Origin of the sequence: Achromobacter pulmonis (assembly GCF_002885955.2) — a bacterium.
In the GTDB taxonomy this organism is placed as follows: domain Bacteria; phylum Pseudomonadota; class Gammaproteobacteria; order Burkholderiales; family Burkholderiaceae_B; genus Achromobacter; species Achromobacter pulmonis_A.
The window spans coordinates 897908-912265 of record NZ_POQS01000002.1 but is presented as its reverse complement, the minus strand read 5'-3'; the positions used below and the strand labels follow the sequence as shown (position 1 = coordinate 912265).

Genomic DNA, 14358 nt, shown 5'->3' with positions numbered 1-14358 from the left:
GGCGCGCTGTCCAACAACGTGGGCGCGCTGGCGGGCTGGATCGCCGGCGGCCAGCACATCAAGCCCGGCAACCGCATGCCGGCCTTCGACCATTTGAGCGGGCCGGAACTGCGCGCCGTGGCCGGCTACCTGGACGGCCTGAAATGAGGCCGCCGCCCAATCCGCTGCCGCGCCCGGACGGCGAACTGCAGGGGCTGGAGCGCGCCTGGCGGCGTCCGACCGGCTGGCGCGCGCTGACGGTGGTGAACAACACTTCCATCGGCCTGTTGTATATCGCCACGGCGCTGCTGTTCTTCCTGCTGGCCGGCGTGCTGGCCTTGCTGATGCGCACCCAGCTCGCCGTGCCGGATAACGCGCTGATCGGACACGCGCTCTACAACCAGCTGTTCACCATGCACGGCACCGTGATGATGTTTCTGTTCGCGGTGCCGGCGGTCGAGGCCGTGGCGGTGCTGCTGCTGCCCAACATGCTGGGCGCGCGCGACCTGCCGTTCCCGCGCCTGTCGGCCTACGCGTACTGGGCCTACGCCATCGGCGGCCTGGTGTTCTTTTGCAGCATATTCGTGGGGCTGGCCCCGGACGGCGGCTGGTTCATGTATCCGCCCTTGACCAGCACGGCGTATTCGCCGGCGCTCAACGCCGACCTGTGGCTGCTGGGCATAGGCTTCATCGAGATCTCGGCGATCGCCGGCGCCATCGAGCTGGCGGTGGGCATTCTGCGCACCCGCGCGCCCGGCATGACGCTGGACAAGATGCCGGTGTACGCCTGGGTGATGCTGGTGTTCTGCGGCATGGTGATCGTCGCGTTCCCGGCCGTGATCGTGGCCACCGCGCTGCTGGAGCTGGAGCGCGCGTTCGACCTGCCGTTCTTCATCGCGCAGCGCGGCGGCGAGCCGTTGCTGTGGCAGCACCTGTTCTGGTTCTTCGGCCATCCCGAGGTCTACATCATTTTCCTGCCGGCTTCCGGCATGGTGTCGATGATCGTGCCCGCCATGACCGGCGCGCGGCTGGTGGGCTATCCGCTGGTGGTGGCGGCCGTGCTGGGCACGGGATTCCTCAGCTTCGGGCTGTGGGTGCACCATATGTACGCCACCGGCATTCCCGAGCTGCTGCTCGACGTCGCGTCGGCGGCCAGCATGGCGGTGTCGGTGCCGACCGCCATACAGGTGTTCGCCTGGATCGCCACCATAGCCGCCGCGGTGCACCTGCGCCCGCTCAGGACGCCCATGCTGTTCATCCTGGGCTTTTTCTTCACCTTCGTGCTGGGCGGGCTGACCGGAGTGATGGTGGCCGTGATCCCGTTCGACCTGCAGGTGCACGACACCTATTTCGTCGTCGCCCATCTGCACTACGTGCTGTTCGGCGGCATGGTGTTCCCGCTGTTCGCGGCGTTCTATTACTGGATGCCTTTCGTCAGCGTCCGGCCGTTGTCGGAACGCCTGGGGCGCTGGGCCTTCTGGCTCATGTTCGTCGGCTTCAACCTGGCGTTTTTCCCCATGCACTTCACCGGCCTGGCGGGCATGCCGCGGCGCGTCTACACCTATGCCCAGAGTCAGGGATGGGAGTTGCTGAACCTGGCCTCGACCGTGGGCGCCTACCTGATCGCCGCCGGCGTGCTGGTGTTCCTGGTCGACGTGGCGCGCAACTGCCGGCCCTCGCTGGGGGCGGCCGCCGGCAACGTATGGGGCGCGGGCACGCTGGAATGGCTGCCCAGCGCGGCCTACGGCATGCGCAGCGTGCCGCTGGTCAGCAGCCGCGAACCCTTGTGGGACCAGCCCGGCCTGGCGCGCGAGGTCGAAGCCGGCCACCACTTCCTGCCCAACGCGCCGGCCGGCCTGCGCTCGACCCTGGTGACCACCGCGCTGGACGCGCGGCCCGACTATGTGCTGGCGCTGCCCGGGCCAGCCTGGTCGCCGCTGCTGGCCGCGCTGGGCACGGCCGGTTTCTTCCTGTTGCTGACATTCAAGCTGTCGCTGCTGGCCACGGCCTTCGGCGTGCTGGCCGTGGCCGCGCTATGGCGCTGGCTGTGGGACGCCGACACCGGCGCGCCGCTGGAGGTGGACGTGGGCGCCGGCCTGCGGCTGCCGCTGGGCTGCCCCGGCAGCGCCTCGCATTCCTGGTGGGCCATGGTCATGCTGGTCATGGTCAGCGCCAGCATCTTCGCTTCACTGGTCTTCGCCTACCTGTTCCTGTGGGCGGCCGACCGCGAAGCGTGGGGGCCGGCAGGCAGGCCGCCCGAGGCCGCTTCGGCATGGCTGGCGGCCATGCTGCTGGCGGGCTCCGGCGCATTCGTGGCGCTGGCCCGGCGCGGACTGCGCAAGGGAAGGCTGGCGCAACTGGGCTGGAGCCTGCCGCTGGCCGGCCTCCTGCTGGCGGCCTCGGCCGGGCTGGACCTGTACGCGCATTGGGGCGCCGGCCAGCGGCCGCAGGCCTCGGCCTACGCCGCGTCGGTCTACGCGGTGGCCGGCCTGCAGGCGGCGTTCGCGATCGTTTCGCTGGCGATGGGCGCGTTTACGCTGGCGCGCGCGCGGGCCGGCCGGCTGAGCGCCGAACGGCCCGCCTGCCTGGACAACACGGCCATCATGTGGCTGTACACCGTGGCCCAGGGTTTGCTGGCCCTGGCGCTGGTGCATGCCTTTCCCCGGCTGGGAGGCTAGCGTCCAGGCGGCGTTGCGCAACCTCGCGACGACGGTCGCGCACGCGGGCACGCGGTTTGCTGGATGGGGCAGTCCGCAACCCGATCGCATCGCAAGGAGGACGTAATGACCAGTACCGATGTAGACATGGAGCAGTGCATCAGCCGCTGCCTGGAGTGCTATCGAAGTTGTCTGCAGACGGCCTCGCAGCACTGCCTGGAGGCCGGCGGCGCCCATGTCGAGCCGGATCACTTCCGGCTGATGATGGCCTGCGCGGAAATCTGCCGCGCGGCCGCCCACACCATGCTGATCGGCGTCGAGCAGCACGGCCGCGTCTGCGCGGCCTGCGCGCAGCTGTGCAAGGCCTGCGCCGAGAGCTGCGCCGGCCTGGACGGCATGGACGAATGCGAGCAGGCCTGCCGCCAGTGCGCGCAGGCCTGCGAAAAGATGACGTAGTGCAACCTGGGGATAGGCCCCGCATAGGAGAAAGGCAATGGAGCAACAAACCAATATCGTCGGCGGTCCCAAGCAATCGGCCACCGGACCCGGGCCGGAAATCATGGCGGCCGACACGCTGGAAGGCAATGACGTGTACAACGCCGCCGGCGAAGAGCTGGGCTCGATCAAGGACATCATGATCGACGTGCCGCGCGGCCGCGTCGCCTACGCGGTGCTGTCGCGCGGCGGGGTGCTGGGCATGGGCGACAAGCTGTACGCCATTCCATGGTCCGCCTTGACGCTGGATACGGACCGCAAGTGCTTCATCCTCAATGTCGACAAGGAAGTGCTGAAGAACGCGCCGGGTTTCGACAAGGACAACTGGCCCAGGATGGCCGACGAAAGCTGGGCGCGCGACCTGCACCAGTACTACAAGCAGGACCCCTATTGGTAGGCAGGCGGTTGCGGCGGGGCGGCGGGGCCGCCCTGCCTCGTTATGTGTACCAGGCGCTCGGGCAGCGCCAGCGCGATGTCCGCGGCCTCCAGCTCGCGCATGATGCCCAGGTTGATCTCCTGCTGGATATCCATGTAGCGGTTGTAGTCGGCCGTCATCACGTAATAGACGGCTTCGTACTCCAGCGCGTTGTCGCCGAAGCGCGCCAGGTGCGCGCGGTCGAAGCGGGTGTCCGGCTGGCGCTCGATCTGCGCGCGTATCAGGCCGGGCACCGCGGCCGCGCGCTCCACGTCCGTCTGGTAGGTGACGCGCACGGTAAAGACGATGCGCCGTTGCTGCATGCGTTTGTAATTCTGGATCGTCTGCTTGAGCAGCTCGGTGTTGGAGCAGACGATCTGCTCGCCGCCCAGGCTGCGGATGCGGGTGGTCTTCAGGCCGACGTGCTCGATGCTGCCGGCGACCTGGCCGAACACGATGAAGTCGCCCGCCTCGAAGGGCTTGTCCAGCCCGATCGAAATCGACGCGAACAGGTCGCTCAGTATGGTCTGCACGGCCAGTGCGACCGCCACGCCGCCTATGCCCAGGCTGGCCACCAGCGCCGTGATGTTGACCCCGAGGTTGTCCAGCATGGCCAGCAGGGCGACGATCCACACCAGCGTGCGCAGCAGAAAGCGGAACAGCGTGGCCGTGACGGTATTGACCTGTCCGCGCGAGGCCAGCGCCTGCTCCAGCCCCACGTCCACCGCCCGGTCCAGCCACAGCGCGAGCTGCAGGGCCAGCACCACGAACCACAGGTGCTGGGCGTTGCGGCCGCTCCAGGGCATGGGCGCGGCGGCGATTTCGGCGCTGATCAGTATCGCCATCACCAGCAGCACGAAATGGCTGGTGCGCTGCAGAACCTGGGCCACGGCGCGCATCAGCGGCCTGGCGGCGGGCCGCTGCAGGCGGGCGCGCAGCAGGCGCAGCGCCGCGCCGATCGCGAAGAACAGCGCCGCGCCCAGCGTGAGAGCGAAGGCCCAGCGCAACAGCGGATGATCGGAAAATGCCGGGATGCCGGAAAGCCAGTCTGCGTACATGCCCGTCGGCGCAGCAAGCGCCGTGCCGCCGGGGCGGGGCGCGGGCGGGCATGCGGCTTGCTGTTGCGCACGAAAGCGGCATTCCCGCCGTTCGGAGCATGGCCATGAACCCACTCGAGCACAATGCGACGGCCCCGCCCGCCGCCGACGCCGTCGACCTGAGCGAGGGCGAACGCAGGGCGCAGCGCACGCTCAAAGCCGCCCGCCGCCTGCTGGTCCCGGAGGAGCAGGCGGCTGAAGCGTCCTCGACCGAGGCGGAGCTGAGGCAATATGTGCAGCAGGCCTACCGCCGCAGGTTCTAGGCCGCGGTCAGCCGGGCGGTTCATCCCATACGGAGGTGCGCCGGTATTGTTCGGCGCGGGCCAGCGTGCGATAGAAGTCCGCGCCGGCCTGCACCAGGCTGTCCAGCTCCTCGGGCCGCAGCCTGGGGGCGAGCTGCGCCAGGCACTGGGCGTAATTGGCCAGCACCTCGGGCCATTCATGAAAGCTCCGATCGGCCGCTGGGGTGGCGATCATCTGTGCCAGTAGTTCCTCACGATCCATATACGTGTCCCGCGGCTAGCCCGTTGTCATTCACGCCCGCTGTCCGCGCGCCGGCGCTTCCCCATGGAAGCGGTCCGGCCGGACCGGCGCTTACTTCTTGGCGGCGTTGAAGCGCTGCTGCAGGGCTTGCGCGGCTTCGAGGTGCTGCTGGAGGACCGGCAGGGTCTGCGTGGCGAACTGCTTGACGTCCGGGTCCTTCGCCTCGTTGGAGGCCTCCTCGAACTCCTTGACCGCGTCCTGGTGCGCGGAGACGCCGATTTCATCGACGTAAGCCTTGTCGAAGCTGTCGTCGCGCAGGCCCAGCGCCTTGAGCTTGGCCTGCTGCACCAGCGAGGGATCGGTCGGGGCGTCGTAGCCCTTGCTCTTGGCCAGCGTGGCCAGTTCCTGGCCGGCCTTGCCATGCTCGTCGATCATCTTCTGGGCGAACGCCTTGACGTCCGGGTCCTGGGCTTTTTCGAGGGCAAGCTTGCTGCCGGCGATTTCCAGGTTGCCGGCCTGGGCCGCGTTTTCCAGGAAATCGCGGTCGGCGCTGTCCAGCCTGGCTTCCGGCGCCGTCGGCGGGGCCGTGGGCGCGGTCTGCGCCTGCGCCGCGTGGGCCGCGGCCAGCGTCAGCGAGGCGAGAAGGGTGGCTGTCAGGTGGCGGGTTTTCATGTGAACCTCCATATGAGGGCGCAGTGCGCCGTTGGGACAGGAGTGCCGCCGAAAGGCCAGCAATCGCTGTGCCTGGAGGCGTCCGCGCTTCAGCGCGGCGGGGCGGCTCCAACCAGTTCGGCGTAGTGCTCGGCCAGCCGGACCAGGGCGTAGCGGGCGCTGGCCTCGCGGATGGCGTTGCGGCTGCCGTCGAAGCGCCGGGTTTCGGTGCGCACGGCCGGCGCCGCATCGGCCCCGCCAGCCTTGAATACCCACGCGAAGCACTGCGTGCCGGCGGGGATCTCGCCATCTATGCCGTCGGTGACGCCGGTGTTCGAGATGGCCACCCGCGCCGGGCTGCGCTGCGCGGCGCCCAGCGCCATTTCCCTGGCCACCGCCTCGCTGGTCAGGTTGTGCCGCGCCAGCGTGCGCGCCGATACGCCCAGGCAGCGCATCTTGGCCTCGGGCGTATAGACCACGAACGCGCAATCGAGCAGCGAGCCGGCCCCGGGCACGTCGGCCAGCGTGGCCGCGATCAGCCCGGCGGTGCACGACTCGGCGGTAACCAGCGTCAGCGCGTGCTCGCGCATGAAGACGGCGACGCGTTCGATCGTATCCATGGCGGCCGCGCTAGCCGCCGTTGCGCACCGGATCGGGCGGGCGGCGCGACACGCCGGCGCGCTCCGCGTCGGTGACGTGGTCGGTCTCGATGTCCGCGCCTTCATGGCCGCGGTCGCGCGGATTGGCGCTTTCGCGATCGCCCGTGCCTTGCGCGTCGCTGTCGGTATGGACCAGCTCGCGCGGCAGGTCGCTGGCCGAGTCCGACGAATCGCTGGGCCCCAGGTCGGGCCGGCCGGATTCTTCGATCTCGGGGTCTGGCAGGGAGGGGGCGGGCGTTCGGGGCATGGCGGGTCTCCGGATAGGCTGGGTCCATCGCGCAGGCAGCAAGCGCCGTGCCGCGCTATTGGGGATTGCGTATCTGGATGTTGTTGCGGATCTCCTTCACGCCCGCCACGCCGCGCGCCGCGCCCACGGCGGAGGCCGCGCTGTCTTCGTTGTCGGCGAAGCCGCTGAGCTGGACCACGCCGCGGTAGGTTTCCACCTGGATGGTGTTCGACCTCAGGTTGGGCGTTTTCACCAGCGCCTCGCGCACGCGCGCGGTGGTGGCGACGTCGTCGGTGTACTGGCCGGTACTGCGCTGCCCGTCCTGGGCCGCGCAGCCGCCCAGCGCCAGGGCCAGCATTGCCGCGCCCAGGCCTTGGAGTAGGGATGGTCTGACCATGAGTGACGCTCCTTAGTGCAGGGACGGCCGTATTGCCGTCGCCCGCCTGGCGAGCAACTCGCATACCCGCAGCCGGGCGCCGCCTGGGAAAAACCCGGATTCCTCTGGTTTTGATATCGTATTACGATCTTTTCAGCTTGATTTAAGCGAATGAAGGAGCGGGGATGGAATTGCTAGAACACCTCATGCAGGGGTTCTCCGTGGCGTTCACGCCGGAGAACCTGCTGTATGCGCTGCTGGGCTGCGTGCTGGGCACGCTGGTGGGCGTGCTGCCCGGGCTGGGGCCGGTGCCCACGATCGCCATGCTGCTGCCGATCACTTACGTGCTGCCGCCGGTCGCCGGCCTGATCATGCTGGCCGGCATCTACTACGGCACGCAGTATGGCGGGTCCACCACCGCCATCCTGGTCAACCTGCCAGGCGAGACATCGGCCGTGGTCACCGTGCTGGACGGCCACCAGATGGCGCGCAACGGGCGTGGCGGGGCGGCGCTGTCGCTGGCCGCCGTCGGCTCCTTCTTCGCCGGCACCGTGGCCACCATGCTGATCGCGGCGTTCGCGCCGCCGCTGGCCGAGGTCGCGTTCAAGTTCGGCCCGGCCGAGTACTTCTCGCTGATGTGCCTGGGCCTGGTCGGCGCCGTGGTGCTGGCCTCCGGCGCGCTGATCAAGGCGATCTGCATGATCCTGCTGGGCCTGCTGCTGGGCCTGGTGGGCACGGACGTGAACTCCGGCGTCGCCCGCTACGATTTCGGCATCCCGGAACTGCAGGACGGCATCAACTTCGCCATCGTCGCCATGGGGGTGTTCGGTTTCGCCGAAATCATGAACAACCTGGAGCTCAAGGACAAGCGCGTCGAGATCACCGACAAGGTCGGCTCGCTGTATCCGAACAAGCAGGAAATGCGCGAAGCCGCGCCGGCCATCGTGCGCGGCACGGCGGTCGGCTCGATGCTGGGCATCCTGCCGGGCGGCGGCTCGGTGCTGTCGGCCTTCGCGTCCTACACGCTGGAGAAAAAGCTCTCGCGCGAGCCGGAACGCTTCGGCAAGGGCCATCCGGCCGGCCTGGCGGGACCGGAGTCGGCCAATAACGCGGGCGCCCAGACGTCCTTCATTCCGCTGCTGACGCTGGGCATTCCCGGCAATGCGGTCATGGCGCTGATGGTCGGGGCCATGACCATCCACAACATCCAGCCCGGTCCGCAGGTCATGACCAGCCATCCGGACCTGTTCTGGGGGCTGATCGCCTCGATGTGGATCGGCAACCTGATGCTGGTGGTGCTGAACCTGCCGCTGGTGGGGCTGTGGGTCAAGCTGCTGAAAGTGCCTTACCGCATTCTGTTTCCGGCCATCCTGGTGTTCTGCACCATCGGCGTGTATTCGCTGAACTACAACACCTTCGATCTCTACATGACGGCGGTCTTCGGCGTGGTGGGCTATGTCTGGAGCAAGCTGAAGTGCGAAGGCGCGCCGCTGCTGCTGGGCCTGGTGCTGGGGCCCATGATGGAAGAGAACTTCCGCCGCGCGCTGCTGCTGTCGCGCGGGGATTTCCTGACCTTCGTGGAACGGCCGCTTTCGGCCTCGCTGCTGGGAGCGGCGGTGGTGCTGGTGGTGCTGGTGGCGCTGCCCAACATCCGCAAGAAGCGCCAAGAGGCCTTCGTCGAAGAGGATTGACGCGCCGGCGGCGGGTCAGGGCGCGTCGTGGAACAACAGTTCCAGCCCGGCGCGCTCGCCGCTGCGAACGCGGCTGATGGCGTGCTTGAGGCTGACCCGGTAGTCGCCGCGCGCGCCGCTGACCGGCCGCTGCGCCGTGGCGATCAGCGCCGCGTCGCCCAGGCGCAGCGGCAGCACCATGGGCCGCGTCTGCATGCGCGGGCGCTGCTCCGTCATCACGAACTCGCCGCCGGTGAATTCCTCGTCCGGTTCGGACAGCAGCGCGATGCATTGCAGCGGAAACACGTGCGCGCCGGCGTCGTGCCGCTGCAGCGCCATGTAGCCGTCCGTGCGCAGCAGGTTCAGGCAGGACTGCGCGCGGCTCTGCCCCGCCCGCCGCCCGCGATGCAGGAATTGCGCCAGCTCGTCCGGGTAGCGCTGCGCGCAATCCATGCGCGCGTTCCAGCGGTTGGCGATGGGGACCAGGTGGCGGTACAGCGCCTCGCGCCACGCCGCCAGCGGCGCCGGCGGCTCCGCCGCGAATACGTAGCGTTCGCCCAGGCCCAGGTCCTCGCGGGCCAAGTCCGTGCGCCGCAGGCCGGCCGTCGCCGCGCGCAGTGCGCGCGCCTGCGGGGCCGCCAGCCATCCCGGCAGCAGGGCATAGCCTTGCGCGTCGAGCTGCGCGGCGATGGCGTCCCAGTCCAGCGCGTCGATGGCCGGCGCTGCGCCGGCCAGTTCGATCCGCGGGGCGGGGCCGTCCGCCGCATGCAGCGGCAGTTCGGCCTGCACGGCGTCAGCGCGCGTCATGGAAGATCACTCCCAGCGTATGCCGGCGTCCGTCCAGCAGCTGGCTGACGCCGTGGCGCATGGCGGCGCGGCGGGCGCCGCCGCGCCGGCCGGGCACGGGCCGCTGGTTGACCGTGAACACCAGCGCGTCGCCCTGGCGCAGCGGCACCACCTGCGCCACCTGGCGGCCGGCGCAGGTTTCCGTCATCACGAATTCGCCGCCGTTGAAGTCTGCGCCCGGCTCGGACAGCAGGATGGCGGCCTGCAGCGGAAACACGTGTTCGCCATACAGGTCCTGGTGCAGGCAGTTGTAGTCGCCGGCGCGGTACTGCAGGATCAGCGGCGTGGGCAGGCGCTGGCCGGCGTCGTGGCAGCGCGCCAGGAATTCATCGAGCGTGGGCGGATACTGCACGCCGATGCCCAGCTCGCGGTTCCAGCGGTTGGCGACGGGCGCCAGCCGCGCATAAAGCGCATGGCGCAAGGCCTCGACCAGCGGCGGCAGCGGATAGGAAAAGTATTTGTATTCGCCGCGGCCGAAGCCGTGGCGGGCCATGACGACGCGCGACCGGTAGCCGTCGGCGCGCGGATACAGCGCCGCCAGCGCCCGGCATTGTTCCGGGTCCAGCAGCCGCGGCAGCACCGCGTTGCCGTGGCGGTCGAGCGAGCAGGTGGCGGCCTGCCAATCCTGTTGCGCAAGCGCGCCGTGGAGGGCTTCCAGGCTGCCGGTCATGGTCTGTCGCGGGATGTCGGATACATGCGGCCAGTGTAGATCCGGCGCGCGCGCCTGGGACTCCGGATCTTGCCATGGGCGGCTACGCGGCGCCGGCGGGCGGCGCCATCACGATGCTGAAGCCTATGGTGGTGAGCCGCTGCGACGAGCTGGCGTAGCTGCGTCCGCCGTGCATGCGGGCGATGGCCGCGACGATGGCCAGGCCCAGGCCATGATGGTTGGCGTCGAACTCGCGCGCCGAGTCGCTGCGGTAGAAGCGGTAGAACAGCCGCGGCAGATGTTCCTGCGCGATGGGCTCGCCGGTGTTGCGCACGGCGATCAGCACTTCGCCGGGAGCGCCGTCGGCGGGCGCGCCGCGCGAGATCTCGACTTCGATGACGCTGCCGCGGTCGGCGTAGCGCACCGCGTTGGACACCAGGTTGGACACCGCCCGCTGGAACAGCTTGCGGTCGACCAGGGCCGAGGCGTCGCCCGTGACGGACAGCTCGACGCCGGCGTCCAGCGCCTCGGCTTCGTGGTACTGGGTCACTTCGCGCACGATCTCGGCCAGGCTGCGCTGCCACGCGCCCCGCGCCTGCGCGCCGCGGTCGGCCTGCGACAGGAACAGCATGTCGTTGACGATGCTGGCGATGCGCTGCAGTTCTTCGAGGTTGGACCCCAGCGTCTCGCGCAGGGCCTGCACGGAAGGCCGGGTGCTGAGCGCCAGCTCGGTCTCGCCGATCAGCGTCGCCAGCGGCGTGCGCATCTCGTGGGCGACGTCCGCGTTGAAGCCTTCCATCTGCACGTAGGCGCGCTCCAGGCGCTGCAGCACGGCGTTGAACTGGCGCACCAGCGGCTGGATCTCGCGGGGCTGCCCGCTTTCGTCCAGGCGCTCGCCGATGCGGTCGGGCGACAGTTGCGCGGCCTGCCGCGCCAGTTCGTCCAGCGGCGCCAGGCCCTTGCGCACCAGCAGCGTGCCCACCGCCGCCACCACGATCGCGCCGGCCAGCGCGCAGGCGAACAGCGTCCAGGCCAGGGCGTGGCGCAGGCGCAGGTCGGAACTGATGTCCAGCACCAGCTCCGCGTTCAGGGCGTCGCCGGGCGCGCCCGGGTGGGGCAGCGAGAACGCGATGCGGCGCTCGTGCGTGCCGTCGCCGTTGCCGGCTACCGGACTGCCGTAGTAGACCTTTTCGCCTTCGATCTCCAGCACCAGGGAAAAGTCCGGCCGGCCGTAGAAGAAGTCGCTCAGCTTGTGCCGCAGGCGGGTGGTGTCCTGGCTGGCGGCGTTTTCCTCGACCAGATGGCGCACGACCGCCACCTTCTGCTGGAGCAGCGCGTCCTGCCGGTTGATCAGATTGACGTTGGTCGCGTAGTAGACCGCCGCGCATACCAGCCCGAGCGCGACGAAGGTCTGGACCGCCAGCCAGCGCGACAGCCAGCGGCGCAGCGACTTGGGACGCCACCCGGGCATCAATCGCTCCGCGGTTCCAGCACGTACCCCATGCCGCGCACGGTATGGAGCAGCTTCTTGTCGAAGGGTTCGTCGACCTTGCCGCGCAGCCGCCGGATCGCGACTTCGACCACGTTGGTGTTGCTGTTGAAATTGATGTCCCACACCTGCTCGGCCAGTTCCAGGCGCGACAGGACTTCGCCCTGCTTGCGCATCAGCAGCGCCAGCAGCGTGAACTCTTTTGCGGTCAGGTCCAGCCGCACGCCGTCGCGCGTGGCGCGCCGGCGTAGCAGATCCAGCTCCAGGCCCTCGATGCGCAGCACGTTCTGGCCGACGGTCTCGGCCTGAGCGTGGCCGCTGCGCCGGCCCAGGGCCAGCACGCGGGCCAGCAGTTCCGACAGGGCGAAGGGCTTGGCCAGGTAGTCGTCGGCGCCGTCGCGCAGGCCCTTGACGCGGTCTTCGAGCTTGTCGCGGGCGGTCAGCATCAGGACCGGCACGCGGCAGGTCTTGCGGATCTCGGCGAGCACGGTGAAGCCGTCCATCGCCGGCAGCATCACGTCCAGCAACACCAGGTCGTATTGGCCTTCGCGGACCAGGTGCAGCCCGGTGACCCCGTCCTGGGCCACGTCGACCACATAGTTATGTTCGCTCAGCGCGCGCCGCAGGTACTCGGCGAGTTTTTTTTCGTCTTCGATTACGAGTACTTTCATATCGGCTGGAAAAAAGGTGCGTGGAAGTCCCCGAATGCTCTGCCCTTATTCTAGGGCCTGTCGACACTGAAAAGCGCGCCGCGCCCGCATCGGGCGCGGCGGCCGGAAAAAAGCGGGCGGCCATGCCGCCCGTCCCCGGGGATCAGCCGGGGGTGTAGATCTCGGCCAGGCGCGCGCGCTCGGCCGGCGTGACGGCGCGCAGTTCGGCCAATGCGTCCTCGCGGGTGCGGGAGGTGCCTTGCCTGGCCCAGCCCGGCTTGGCGGCGTTCAGGTTGGCCAGATACCACTGCGCCTTGTCGGCCTTGGCCGCGGCCAGTTCGCTCTGCACCTGCGCGCGGGTCTTGTCGCCCGCGGCGTGCTCGGGGGCGATGGCGTAGCCGATTTCGGTATCGGTCTGATGCCAGACGCCGGACGCGTTGGCGGCCAGCGGCAGGGCAAGCGCCGCACCCAGGGCGGCGATGGCGGACAGGGCGTGGATTCTCATGAGTAGCTCCTTGGTTGAGGCGGTGGCCTGCCCGGGTTCTGCCCGGCCGGCCTATACACGCGATTTGTTAATCGACGGTGACACTCTACGGAGTCCAGCCTGTCAATTGGCAGACGCCCTGATTACGTTTTCGTAAGGCGCGCGAAGCTGACAGAAATGTCATTTTTCTGTCGGTCGATTGACGAGGACGCTTGGATACATTGCCGGATCGTAATTTCCTCGTTCCGAAAGCTCTCTTCCTTGAATCCATGCGCTTATCCGTATTGCCGCTGACGTTGGCGGCGCTGATGATCACCGCCCCGGCGTCGGGGCAGGAAACGGGCGGCGCCCGAAACGCCATTGCTGCAACCGCGGCCGACGAAGGCGCCGCGCTGACGCTGGAGCGCGCCCTGGCCTATGCGCTGGAGCGCAATCCCGGCCTGTCCGCGGCCCGCAACGAGGCCGCCGCCAGCAGCGGCCTGCTGACCCAGGCCGGCGTGCTGCCCAACCCGTCCATCGACGTGAGCGTGGACGACACGCAAAAGGCCACGCGCACCACCACCGCCATGCTCAACCTGCCGGTCGAGACCGGCGGCAAGCGCGCCGCCCGGATCAAGGCGGCCGGCCTGTCCCGGGATATCGCGGAGCAGGACCTGGCGGACTCGCGCGCAAGCCTGCGGGCCGCGGTGATCGCGGCCTTCTTCGACGTGGCGGTGGCGCAGGAGTCCGTACGCGTCACGCGCGGCAGCGTGGACATCGCCAGCGACGCGCTGCGCCTGGCCGAAAGGCGCGTGGCGGCGGGCAAGGCGCCGCCGCTGGAGGGCTCCAAGGCGCAGGTGGCGCTGGCCAGCGCGCGGATCGAAGCGCGCGAGGCGCAGGCCGCCCTGCTGGGCGCGCGTCGCAAGCTGGCCCTGCTGTGGGGCGAAGCCGAACCGGCATTCGCCAGTGTGGGCGGGAACCTGGACACGCTGCCCGAGCGCGCGTCGCTGGACGAATTGCGCGCCGCGCTCGCGGCCTCGCCCAAGCTGGCCGGCGGCAAGCTGGCCGTGGACCTGGGCCGCGCCCAGCTCGAAGTCGAAAAAAGCAAGCGCTATCCCGACATCACGCTGAGCGCGGGCGTGGCGCGCGACAACGAGGCCGGCCGCAACAAGGCCCAGCTGGGCGTCTCCATTCCGCTGCCGCTGTTCGACCGCAACCAGGGCAACGTCTACGCCGCCACCATGCAGTCGTACAAGGCGCAGGACCTGTACCGCGAGCTGCAGGCCTCGCTGACCGCCGAACTGCTGCAGGCCGTGACGCGCTTCGACCTGGCGGTCGGCGCCGCGCGCGATTACCGCTCGGCGGTGCTGCCGGGCGCGGCGCAGGCGTATGACGCCGCGCGCAAAGGATTCGAGGCGGGCAAGTTCGGCTTTCTGGAGGTGCTGGACGCGCAGCGGACCTTGTCGGACGGAAACATCGCCTACCTGACGGTGCTGGCCTCCGTATATCAGGCCTCCGCGGACATCGACCGCATTCTGGGACGTTGAAACGAG

17 protein-coding genes are annotated in these 14358 nt (G+C 69.2%); 6 read left to right on the top strand and 11 right to left on the bottom strand.

Going from position 1 to position 14358, the window contains the following annotated elements; all coding sequences use genetic code 11:
* Positions 1-143 precede the first annotated feature (143 nt).
* The 3 genes from C1I89_RS10450 (at position 144) to C1I89_RS10440 (ending at position 3528) form a co-directional block, all read left to right on the top strand.
* The gene (locus C1I89_RS10450; protein WP_102772662.1) at positions 144-2657 is read left to right on the top strand and encodes a cbb3-type cytochrome c oxidase subunit I; all 2514 of its coding nucleotides are present in this window, start codon (positions 144-146) and stop codon (positions 2655-2657) included.
* Positions 2658-2762: 105 nt separating this feature from the next.
* Complete coding sequence (locus C1I89_RS10445) at positions 2763-3092, top strand: four-helix bundle copper-binding protein (RefSeq protein ID WP_102772661.1); 330 nt, start codon at positions 2763-2765, stop codon at positions 3090-3092.
* Positions 3093-3129: 37 nt separating this feature from the next.
* Positions 3130-3528 carry a PRC-barrel domain-containing protein gene (locus C1I89_RS10440; protein ID WP_102772660.1) on the top strand — a complete coding sequence of 133 codons (399 nt, stop codon included), beginning with the start codon at positions 3130-3132 and terminating at the stop codon, positions 3526-3528.
* Here the strand turns inward: C1I89_RS10440 and C1I89_RS10435 are convergent.
* Entirely contained in the window at positions 3519-4604 is a 1086-nt protein-coding gene (locus C1I89_RS10435; protein ID WP_102772659.1) for a mechanosensitive ion channel family protein, read from the bottom strand. The genes C1I89_RS10440 and C1I89_RS10435 overlap by 10 nt on opposite strands.
* A gap of 104 nt (positions 4605-4708) precedes the next feature.
* On the opposite strand from C1I89_RS10435, the gene C1I89_RS10430 reads away from it, so the two are divergent.
* Positions 4709-4906, top strand: a complete 198-nt coding sequence (locus C1I89_RS10430) for a hypothetical protein (RefSeq protein WP_102772658.1) — start codon at positions 4709-4711, stop codon at positions 4904-4906.
* Between the two features lie 7 nt (positions 4907-4913).
* Here C1I89_RS10430 and C1I89_RS10425 read toward each other — a convergent pair whose 3' ends face one another.
* From C1I89_RS10425 to C1I89_RS10405, 5 genes are all read right to left on the bottom strand, one after another.
* The gene (locus C1I89_RS10425) at positions 4914-5120 is read right to left on the bottom strand and encodes a DNA-3-methyladenine glycosylase (protein ID WP_308810270.1); all 207 of its coding nucleotides are present in this window, start codon (positions 5118-5120) and stop codon (positions 4914-4916) included.
* Positions 5121-5237: 117 nt separating this feature from the next.
* On the bottom strand, positions 5238-5798 hold the full coding sequence (locus C1I89_RS10420; RefSeq protein WP_102772656.1) for a DUF4142 domain-containing protein: 561 nt from the start codon (positions 5796-5798) through the stop codon (positions 5238-5240).
* Positions 5799-5887: 89 nt separating this feature from the next.
* Positions 5888-6397 (bottom strand): CinA family protein, encoded by a 510-nt coding sequence (locus C1I89_RS10415; protein ID WP_102772655.1) that lies wholly within the window; start codon positions 6395-6397, stop codon positions 5888-5890.
* A gap of 10 nt (positions 6398-6407) precedes the next feature.
* Entirely contained in the window at positions 6408-6683 is a 276-nt protein-coding gene (locus C1I89_RS10410) for a hypothetical protein (RefSeq protein ID WP_102772654.1), read from the bottom strand.
* A 55-nt stretch (positions 6684-6738) separates the two neighbouring features.
* Positions 6739-7059, bottom strand: coding sequence for a BON domain-containing protein (locus tag C1I89_RS10405; RefSeq protein ID WP_102772653.1), 321 nt, complete (start codon positions 7057-7059; stop codon positions 6739-6741).
* Between the two features lie 164 nt (positions 7060-7223).
* Between C1I89_RS10405 and C1I89_RS10400 the strand changes: the two genes are divergently transcribed.
* On the top strand, positions 7224-8729 hold the full coding sequence (locus tag C1I89_RS10400) for a tripartite tricarboxylate transporter permease (protein WP_102772652.1): 1506 nt from the start codon (positions 7224-7226) through the stop codon (positions 8727-8729).
* 15 nt (positions 8730-8744) lie between these two features.
* On the opposite strand, the gene C1I89_RS10395 is transcribed toward C1I89_RS10400, so the two are convergent.
* The 5 genes from C1I89_RS10395 to C1I89_RS10375 form a co-directional block, all read right to left on the bottom strand.
* Entirely contained in the window at positions 8745-9515 is a 771-nt protein-coding gene (locus tag C1I89_RS10395; RefSeq protein WP_102772651.1) for a 2OG-Fe(II) oxygenase, read from the bottom strand.
* Positions 9502-10224, bottom strand: a complete 723-nt coding sequence (locus C1I89_RS10390) for a 2OG-Fe(II) oxygenase (protein ID WP_102772650.1) — start codon at positions 10222-10224, stop codon at positions 9502-9504. The genes C1I89_RS10395 and C1I89_RS10390 overlap by 14 nt, the downstream gene beginning before the upstream one ends.
* A gap of 82 nt (positions 10225-10306) precedes the next feature.
* The gene (locus C1I89_RS10385; protein WP_102772649.1) at positions 10307-11674 is read right to left on the bottom strand and encodes a heavy metal sensor histidine kinase; all 1368 of its coding nucleotides are present in this window, start codon (positions 11672-11674) and stop codon (positions 10307-10309) included.
* Positions 11674-12363 (bottom strand): heavy metal response regulator transcription factor, encoded by a 690-nt coding sequence (locus C1I89_RS10380; protein WP_102772648.1) that lies wholly within the window; start codon positions 12361-12363, stop codon positions 11674-11676. The genes C1I89_RS10385 and C1I89_RS10380 overlap by 1 nt, the downstream gene beginning before the upstream one ends.
* A gap of 142 nt (positions 12364-12505) precedes the next feature.
* Positions 12506-12847: a DUF4148 domain-containing protein gene (locus tag C1I89_RS10375; RefSeq protein WP_102772647.1), complete on the bottom strand. Its 342-nt coding sequence runs from the start codon at positions 12845-12847 to the stop codon at positions 12506-12508.
* Between the two features lie 248 nt (positions 12848-13095).
* Between C1I89_RS10375 and C1I89_RS10370 the strand changes: the two genes are divergently transcribed.
* A complete protein-coding gene (locus C1I89_RS10370; protein ID WP_102772646.1) occupies positions 13096-14352 on the top strand; it encodes a TolC family protein in 1257 nt (418 codons plus the stop codon).
* Positions 14353-14358 lie beyond the last annotated feature (6 nt).

What these genes read in the sequence shown, in the direction of transcription:
- C1I89_RS10375 (WP_102772647.1), bottom strand. Translation starts at nt 12,847, where the DNA reads ATGAGAATCCACGCCCTGTCCGCCATCGCCGCCCTGGGTGCGGCGCTT.
- C1I89_RS10420 (WP_102772656.1), bottom strand. Translation starts at nt 5,798, where the DNA reads ATGAAAACCCGCCACCTGACAGCCACCCTTCTCGCCTCGCTGACGCTG.
- C1I89_RS10410 (WP_102772654.1), bottom strand. Translation starts at nt 6,683, where the DNA reads ATGCCCCGAACGCCCGCCCCCTCCCTGCCAGACCCCGAGATCGAAGAA.
- C1I89_RS10450 (WP_102772662.1), top strand. Translation starts at nt 144, where the DNA reads ATGAGGCCGCCGCCCAATCCGCTGCCGCGCCCGGACGGCGAACTGCAG.
- C1I89_RS10405 (WP_102772653.1), bottom strand. Translation starts at nt 7,059, where the DNA reads ATGGTCAGACCATCCCTACTCCAAGGCCTGGGCGCGGCAATGCTGGCC.
- C1I89_RS10385 (WP_102772649.1), bottom strand. Translation starts at nt 11,674, where the DNA reads ATGCCCGGGTGGCGTCCCAAGTCGCTGCGCCGCTGGCTGTCGCGCTGG.
- C1I89_RS10380 (WP_102772648.1), bottom strand. Translation starts at nt 12,363, where the DNA reads ATGAAAGTACTCGTAATCGAAGACGAAAAAAAACTCGCCGAGTACCTG.
- C1I89_RS10390 (WP_102772650.1), bottom strand. Translation starts at nt 10,224, where the DNA reads ATGACCGGCAGCCTGGAAGCCCTCCACGGCGCGCTTGCGCAACAGGAT.
- C1I89_RS10395 (WP_102772651.1), bottom strand. Translation starts at nt 9,515, where the DNA reads ATGACGCGCGCTGACGCCGTGCAGGCCGAACTGCCGCTGCATGCGGCG.
- C1I89_RS10370 (WP_102772646.1), top strand. Translation starts at nt 13,096, where the DNA reads ATGCGCTTATCCGTATTGCCGCTGACGTTGGCGGCGCTGATGATCACC.
- C1I89_RS10440 (WP_102772660.1), top strand. Translation starts at nt 3,130, where the DNA reads ATGGAGCAACAAACCAATATCGTCGGCGGTCCCAAGCAATCGGCCACC.
- C1I89_RS10400 (WP_102772652.1), top strand. Translation starts at nt 7,224, where the DNA reads ATGGAATTGCTAGAACACCTCATGCAGGGGTTCTCCGTGGCGTTCACG.
- C1I89_RS10415 (WP_102772655.1), bottom strand. Translation starts at nt 6,397, where the DNA reads ATGGATACGATCGAACGCGTCGCCGTCTTCATGCGCGAGCACGCGCTG.
- C1I89_RS10430 (WP_102772658.1), top strand. Translation starts at nt 4,709, where the DNA reads ATGAACCCACTCGAGCACAATGCGACGGCCCCGCCCGCCGCCGACGCC.
- C1I89_RS10445 (WP_102772661.1), top strand. Translation starts at nt 2,763, where the DNA reads ATGACCAGTACCGATGTAGACATGGAGCAGTGCATCAGCCGCTGCCTG.
- C1I89_RS10425 (WP_308810270.1), bottom strand. Translation starts at nt 5,120, where the DNA reads ATGATCGCCACCCCAGCGGCCGATCGGAGCTTTCATGAATGGCCCGAG.
- C1I89_RS10435 (WP_102772659.1), bottom strand. Translation starts at nt 4,604, where the DNA reads ATGTACGCAGACTGGCTTTCCGGCATCCCGGCATTTTCCGATCATCCG.